This window comes from Paenibacillus sp. N119s (assembly GCF_059447605.1).
Genome location: NZ_JCAJRU010000257.1, coordinates 1 through 6,788, shown reverse-complemented (window position 1 = coordinate 6,788; position 6,788 = coordinate 1). Strand labels below are relative to the sequence as shown.

6 protein-coding genes are annotated in these 6,788 nt (G+C 37.8%); 1 reads left to right on the top strand and 5 read right to left on the bottom strand.

Features of this window, described 5'->3' with window-relative positions; all coding sequences use genetic code 11:
- From AC5V8P_RS21960 to rfbC, 4 genes are all read right to left on the bottom strand, one after another.
- On the bottom strand, positions 1 to 935 hold a 935-nt coding region (locus tag AC5V8P_RS21960), incomplete at its 3' end, for a glycosyltransferase family 2 protein (RefSeq protein WP_495473861.1).
- A gap of 159 nt (positions 936 to 1,094) precedes the next feature.
- Positions 1,095 to 1,967 (bottom strand): dTDP-4-dehydrorhamnose reductase, encoded by an 873-nt coding sequence (gene rfbD / locus AC5V8P_RS21955; protein WP_064795790.1) that lies wholly within the window; start codon positions 1,965 to 1,967, stop codon positions 1,095 to 1,097.
- A gap of 1 nt (position 1,968) precedes the next feature.
- Positions 1,969 to 2,988: a dTDP-glucose 4,6-dehydratase gene (gene rfbB / locus AC5V8P_RS21950; protein ID WP_064795791.1), complete on the bottom strand. Its 1,020-nt coding sequence runs from the start codon at positions 2,986 to 2,988 to the stop codon at positions 1,969 to 1,971.
- A 79-nt stretch (positions 2,989 to 3,067) separates the two neighbouring features.
- A complete protein-coding gene (gene rfbC / locus AC5V8P_RS21945) occupies positions 3,068 to 3,613 on the bottom strand; it encodes a dTDP-4-dehydrorhamnose 3,5-epimerase (RefSeq protein ID WP_064795792.1) in 546 nt (181 codons plus the stop codon).
- A gap of 83 nt (positions 3,614 to 3,696) precedes the next feature.
- On the opposite strand from rfbC, the gene AC5V8P_RS21940 reads away from it, so the two are divergent.
- Positions 3,697 to 5,571 (top strand): hypothetical protein, encoded by a 1,875-nt coding sequence (locus AC5V8P_RS21940; protein WP_064795793.1) that lies wholly within the window; start codon positions 3,697 to 3,699, stop codon positions 5,569 to 5,571.
- Positions 5,572 to 5,639: 68 nt separating this feature from the next.
- Here the strand turns inward: AC5V8P_RS21940 and AC5V8P_RS21935 are convergent, their stop codons facing one another.
- Positions 5,640 to 6,734 (bottom strand): acyltransferase family protein, encoded by a 1,095-nt coding sequence (locus tag AC5V8P_RS21935; RefSeq protein ID WP_064795795.1) that lies wholly within the window; start codon positions 6,732 to 6,734, stop codon positions 5,640 to 5,642.
- Positions 6,735 to 6,788 lie beyond the last annotated feature (54 nt).

Sequence of the window (6,788 nt, the reverse complement as noted above, 5' to 3'; positions counted from 1 at the left end):
CCCATTATAAAAACAAATTTATAAATCCAGTTGTCCAACCGTGACTGCCTATAGAATGGAGACTGCCCAATATATCTCATACGAGAAAGCACACCCTTTTGGTAGCTATCCAGGAATTGATCCACATCTCTGTACATTTGGGAAGGCATGTCTTGTCCATATAGTTGAACAAATTGCCGGGCTTGTTTACTTAAAATATAGCGATTTTTCCCTTTTACGAATCTACTTAGTCTTTTCCTCCACTTGCCAAGCCAGCCATCTGTTGAACCTCCCAGCACATTGTTTTGATGCTGCCGATACCAGATATATGGCTCGTGATCAAATATAACCTCACCAAAAGAGGAGGTGCACAAGTAAATCCACCAGTCATGCATGATAATGTTATCCAAAGTATCCGGCATTCTCGTTTTCACGAGCTGAAGTGTTTCTTTATTGATTACCATGGTACAACCTACACATACATTCTCGATGAGAGCATTATGGAAGGATAAAGATCTAGGGATATCGGATGGCCATACTTTGAGAGGTTCCAAGTTTTGAGAGACCATTTGCGTTGCTGAACAATACATCAGCGGTCGACTCCCATCCTTTTCCCTGAGACGTGCTACAGCCCGAGCAAGCTTGTTTTGCATCCACACATCATCCTGATCACAAAATGCGTAATAGTCAAATGCCTCGGACGATCTTTCAATCAAATCAAAAAAGCTCGCAATGACACCCACATTACTCTCTCGGCATAACCTAATCTGTTGGGGATAACGTTGCTCCAGTATACTCAACTTATCAACCGTATCATCTGTTGAGCCATCATCACGGATTAGAATCTGAACTTCTACGTCTTTTTGATTGATGAGACTTTCTATCTGCTCGTCTAAGTAAGCTGCTCCATTATATGTAGACAATAAAATTTGTACTTTAGGTCTGTTCAGAGTCATGCCCTCCTTCTTTAAAAATATGGGGTACAGGGATGTGTATGTCCCACCTGCCTATACATTATAATGCTCATCGTGCTTTATCAACATAGTCTTAAATTAATAAAATCTCCCAATCCTGAAATGATGGGAGATTTTTTGATAGCTATAATAAAGTTTAAATTACTCGGATTTATTAAAATACTCCCGTAAAAAGACACGTAATCCCTTGCGCCAATCCTGTAAATCGTGGAATCCGTTGCTCCGGATCGCAATATGCTCCATCACGGAATTACGTGGTCGCGCTGCGGGTCGGGGAAACTGCTCTGTGCTGCATGGCTCTACATTTGCAGTGATCTTTACAGCAAATAGCTCTGCGGCATCCTGCAAAATAGCTTGTGTAAACTCGTACCAGGTGCAAGAACCGCTATTGGATGCATGATATATGCCATACTTCTCCGTTTGAATCAATTCCGCCAAAAAACGTGCCAAATCCACCGTATAGGTAGGTGAGCCTTTCTGATCATTCACGACCTGAAGGTTCGGCTTTTCCTGTCCAAGCTTCAGCATTGTTTTTACAAAATTGTTCCCGTGCAATCCATATACCCAAGAAGTACGAACAATAAAGTACCTAGAGGAAAGTGTTTGGGTCAATACCTCTCCCGCACGTTTGGACTTTCCATAGATACTCTGTGGATTCGTATTATCATATTCATGATAAGGCTTCTCGGCTGTTCCATCAAATACATAATCTGTACTGATATAAACCAGTTTAGCTCCTGTTTTTTCCGCAGCCAATGCCATGTTGCGTGTTCCCGACGCATTGACTTGGTAAGCCGTATCTATATCAGACTCGGCTGCATCCACAGCCGTATACGCTGCACAGTGGATGATAGCATCAGGTTGGTACTGTCCCACGATCTTTACAACCTGCTCCAAATCCGTTATATCCAGCTGTTCCCGATCGTATCCCCAGACATCATGTCCCTGGCCCTGAAAAACGTTCACTACATCCTTGCCGAGTTGGCCGGATGCTCCAGTAACCAATATTCTCATTTTACACATCCCCTAAGCGGGAACCATACTGCTTAGCATAATATTGCTGATATTCACCAGATTGAATGCGGGTCCACCATTCCTCATTTTCCAAGTACCAGCGAATCGTTTCTTTAATGCCCGTCTCAAAAGAGTGCTTTGGCGTCCAGCCCAGCTCATTCATGGTCTTCGTTGGATCAATGCCATAACGGCGGTCATGACCTGGGCGATCCTGCACATACGAAATCAGAGATTCTGGCTTGCCCAGCTCCTCCAATACCGTTTTGACAATATGCACATTCGTTCGCTCGTTATTTCCACCGATATTGTATACCTCACCAAGCTTCCCTTGATGAATGACCAGATCGATTGCACTGCAATGATCCTCTACATACAACCAGTCGCGAATGTTCAAGCCATCCCCATACACAGGTAGCTGTTGGTCGCTCAATGCACGTGAAATCATTAACGGAATCAGTTTTTCTGGGAATTGGTATGGACCGTAGTTATTAGAACAACGCGTGATATTCACTGGCAGACCGAAGGTTTCATGATATGCACGAACTAACAGATCACCGCCTGCCTTGGAGGCAGAATAGGGACTATTAGGCTGCAATGGAGTTTCCTCTGTGAACAATCCTGTTTCACCCAGAGAACCGTATACTTCATCTGTCGATACCTGTACAAATTTGGTCACATTATATTTTTTGGCGGCATCCAATAACACCTGTGTACCCAGTACGTTTGTTTTCACAAACACTTCCGGCTCCAAAATACTCCGGTCCACATGCGACTCTGCCGCAAAATTCACCACCACATCAATTCCTTGCTGCATCAGTTGGTCCATCACTTGTGCATTAGTAATATCTGCTTTAACAAAGGTATGTTTGGGATGATCTTCGATGGACTTCAAATTTTCCAGGTTACCCGCATACGTAAGAGCATCAATATTCACAATTTCGTAATCGGGGTGCTTTTTTAACATATACAATACAAAGTTACTGCCAATAAAACCGGCACCGCCAGTGACAAGAAGTTTCATAAATACCTCCTAAAACATGCTTAATACAATAACATGTGTTATTTTGGAACAGAACGAAAAACAGTCGGTTATTATCACTCTAGTCAAAATTAATGTCTGCATCCTTTAATGTTGGATGATTCTGGTCCTTCTCTGAAAGAATAGCCTGAGAAGTTGGCCAATCAATCCCCAACGCAGGGTCATTCCACAGAATTCCCCGATCATTTTCGGGTGAATAATACTCGTCTACCTTATACAACACTTGAGTATTTGGAACAAGCGTACAGAACCCATGAGCAAACCCTTTAGGAACCAGTAATTGACGCTTATTGTGTTCACTTAAGATCACCCCAACCCATTGGCCGAATGTTGGAGAACTTTTTCGAATATCTACAATAACATCATAGATGGCTCCAAACAGCACTCGGATGAGTTTGGTCTGAGCTTTGGGATTAAGCTGGTAATGCAACCCTCGGATTACGCCAGCTTCTGTAGATAAGGACTGATTATCCTGAATAAACGCATAGTTGATTCCATGTTGCTTCATAATTTGATCATTGTAGCTTTCCATAAAAAAACCACGGTGATCACCATGGACCACGGGTTCAATGATCTTTGCGCCTGCAAGTACTTCCTTTATTATCATTCACGAAACCTCCAACATCTTCTGTATATACTTTCATTTATGATTACTATAAAATTAATAAGCACACTATTTTGGGAGGGAATATGCTTTTGAATTTATCGAGAGTTAATAAAAATTTTGTTTGGTCCTATTTGATTTTGATGTGGCTACTTATCCCGATTCTCATATTGTTTAAAATTGATTCTTACTATATTTCCATATTATTCAGTATAAATATTGCTCAGTCGTTTGTCATAGGTGCTACATACATTTTACACATCAGTGGTATCTTAACATATGCAAAGAAAGAAATAATGGTGCAATACCTAGCTTTTGGCGGCTATCTTGTTGGGATTATATTCATTTATGCTTTTCTCCAAAGGGAACATTTCATTTATTATTGGGACTTTTCGGCCTATTGGAATACTTCCATACAATTTAACAACCTTTTAAGTACAGATTTTATAGCAGCATCTAAACAAATCTATGCAAGTATTTTAAGAGACGATTATTCCGTGTTCCCAACAGTCTTTCTCGCTCTACCCTTAAAGTTCTTAGGTACAAGCTACATGAGCTATGTGTTAGCAATCTATACCTGCTTCTTGTATCCATCTTGTTTGATCCTGTTCTTATTATGTATCAAGATTGCTGATCAAATCCAGTTCAACACAAAATTGAACGTTCTTATCATCTTTGTACTTACATTTACTTTTCCAATTATGATAGCTCCTATGTTAGGTGGATATCTGGATTCTATTGGACTTATTTTTATCGGCTTGTCCTTAGTTATCTTATTTAATAATGATTTTAAACATTTAAATTTAAAAGCGATTTTACTTTTAGCTGCTTGTCTGGTATTACTAACATTCACAAGAAGATGGTATGGATTCTGGATCGTATCTTTTTTTGGGTCGATCGGTATCGCCTTTTTATTCAAATGGATTCTAGAAAAAGAGTTTCGCTTTAAGCAGCTTTTACAGGTTATTTTAAACTTTTTCATTATAGGAGCTTCAAGCGCATTATTTCTTATCATATTCTTCAATGAATTTATTCAAAGAGCTCTGACCAATAACTTTAAGAACGCCTACTCAGCTTATTATTTTGGTGACGTCTTAAGTAACTTGCAGAATTTATTTTATCATTACGGAGCCTTCATTTTTATCATAGCTCTTGTTGGTTGTGTAGGCTTGCTCTTTATGAGTAAAACTAGGTATATATCAATCTTTTTAGTTACGAACTTATTCATTACGTACTTTCTTTTTACAAGAATCCAAAGCTTAGCTTCTCAGCATTATTATCTGCTTACAGTGAATGTGTTAATTCTATTTATTAGTGGCGTTATTCTCATTCTAAACTATTTGTCCAAGATAAAATATGCAAAAAGTGTTGGCTTAGTTATTCTGGCTTATTTAGTGCTTTGTAATTTCTTAGTAACCTTTACGAATACAAATGCACGGCCTGTTACCTACTTTTCTCCTTTATTCAGTGACTTTAAACAAACACCTAGAGTAAGAACAGATATACCTGTTTTGAAGCAACTGACGGCTGATCTTAAGGAAATTTCATCAGAACAGCATAAAGTATATGTCCTATCGAGCTCTGGAATCCTTAATGATGACATACTCAGACAGATCGAAATGCCTGACAATAGCAACGCTCTTCCGTTTATGAATCTGACTCATCATGTGGATTTAAGAGATGGCTTTCCAGTGTCGTTTTTTGAGTCCGATTATGTTGTGATCGCATTACCTACACAATACCATTTAGGTGAAAGTGGTCAAAAAGTTGTAGGTATACTCGCAGAAGAGGTTATGAACGGATCTCTTAAAAATAATTTTAAACCTTTAAAAAGCTATACTCTTGATAATAATGTAAAAGCCATCGTATTGAAAAAGACATCATCTATCACAAAAGAAAAAATTGAGCTTATACGTTCACAATTCAGAAAAATATACCCTGATAATCCTGATCTTTTCTAATTCAATCCAGATGTCCGACGCATAAAAAAACCCTCGAATAAAAATCGGGGGCTTTTTTAAGTTAATCGTTATACATTCTTATTAGGAATTGTAGTTATTTTAGAATTGCCAAAACTAAAATTTTTGCCGATCAGGAATGGTAAGAATCTATTAAATATTTCAATAAAAAGGACACAACTTAAAAAGACAAGCAAGGTAGAAATAACAACAAATGAAATTCCATCTAAATACATATTTGTTTTAACAGAAAACATCTCGTAAAAATTCACATTCTCCCAGAAGCTAAGTATTAGCCCATGCAGACCAAATATAACTAAAGAATTTTTACCAAAATAGGACAACAAGCTAGATGACTCAATTTTTTTGGATAAGTAAATATAGAACACTAGACTGCCCAGTACCGACAGATAAAATAACACATAATTATGTCCATAGTAATTTCCTGACATGCCTGGTTTATCATTTATTAAAAATAATAAAAGACCCAAGAATCCACCAGTATAAGCAATGTATGGTTTATTAATTTTAAGTTTTTCGATAAAAAATTGTTCGTTTAATTTAAATAAATAACCACAAATAATTAAAGAAGCTGCATTAACGGACGTACCAAATGACCAGGGAAGTGCATGTGTGTCAAGCTTACTTAGAAATGCCCCTAAAATAGTTAGCAATATCCAAAATACATACATATAACTTCTCTTTGAGGAAATTTTCAAAACTAAGTACGAAATGATTTGGGCCAAGAAGAGACAAGGTAGGAACCATAGAGACATATTAAGAATACCCAGGTGATTCCCATCTGCATATAAAAAAGTTTCAATAACAACCATTGGATCAAGTGTTCCGACAATCCCCATCCAATGCATCCAACCAAAATACAATAAGGAACATATATAAAGAGTCGTATATGGTAAAAGGATTGTTTTGATTTTAGACCACAAAAAACTACTAAACTTATACTTTTGAAAATTAGAGGTAAACCCAGAAGCAAAAAAGAAAAGAGGCATATGGAAGGAATAAAAATAACCTATAATAAAGCTTTTATCCATCGACTCATTCCCTTTAAAACCATGAGGTACCAAGTGGGAGAAGACTAAAAAAATAATTGCCAGTCCCTTTAATACGTCTACCCACTTTATTCTAGGACGTGTCTGAAAACTCATTACTGAGTCAATTTGAAAATAGCGGCTACGTATACAAACGACAAGAATGACTTT

Coding starts and splice junctions, on each gene's coding strand:
- rfbC (WP_064795792.1), bottom strand. CDS start 3,613: ATGATAATAAAGGAAGTACTTGCAGGCGCAAAGATCATTGAACCCGTG.
- rfbD (WP_064795790.1), bottom strand. CDS start 1,967: ATGAGAATATTGGTTACTGGAGCATCCGGCCAACTCGGCAAGGATGTA.
- AC5V8P_RS21935 (WP_064795795.1), bottom strand. CDS start 6,734: ATGAGTTTTCAGACACGTCCTAGAATAAAGTGGGTAGACGTATTAAAG.
- rfbB (WP_064795791.1), bottom strand. CDS start 2,988: ATGAAACTTCTTGTCACTGGCGGTGCCGGTTTTATTGGCAGTAACTTT.
- AC5V8P_RS21940 (WP_064795793.1), top strand. CDS start 3,697: ATGCTTTTGAATTTATCGAGAGTTAATAAAAATTTTGTTTGGTCCTAT.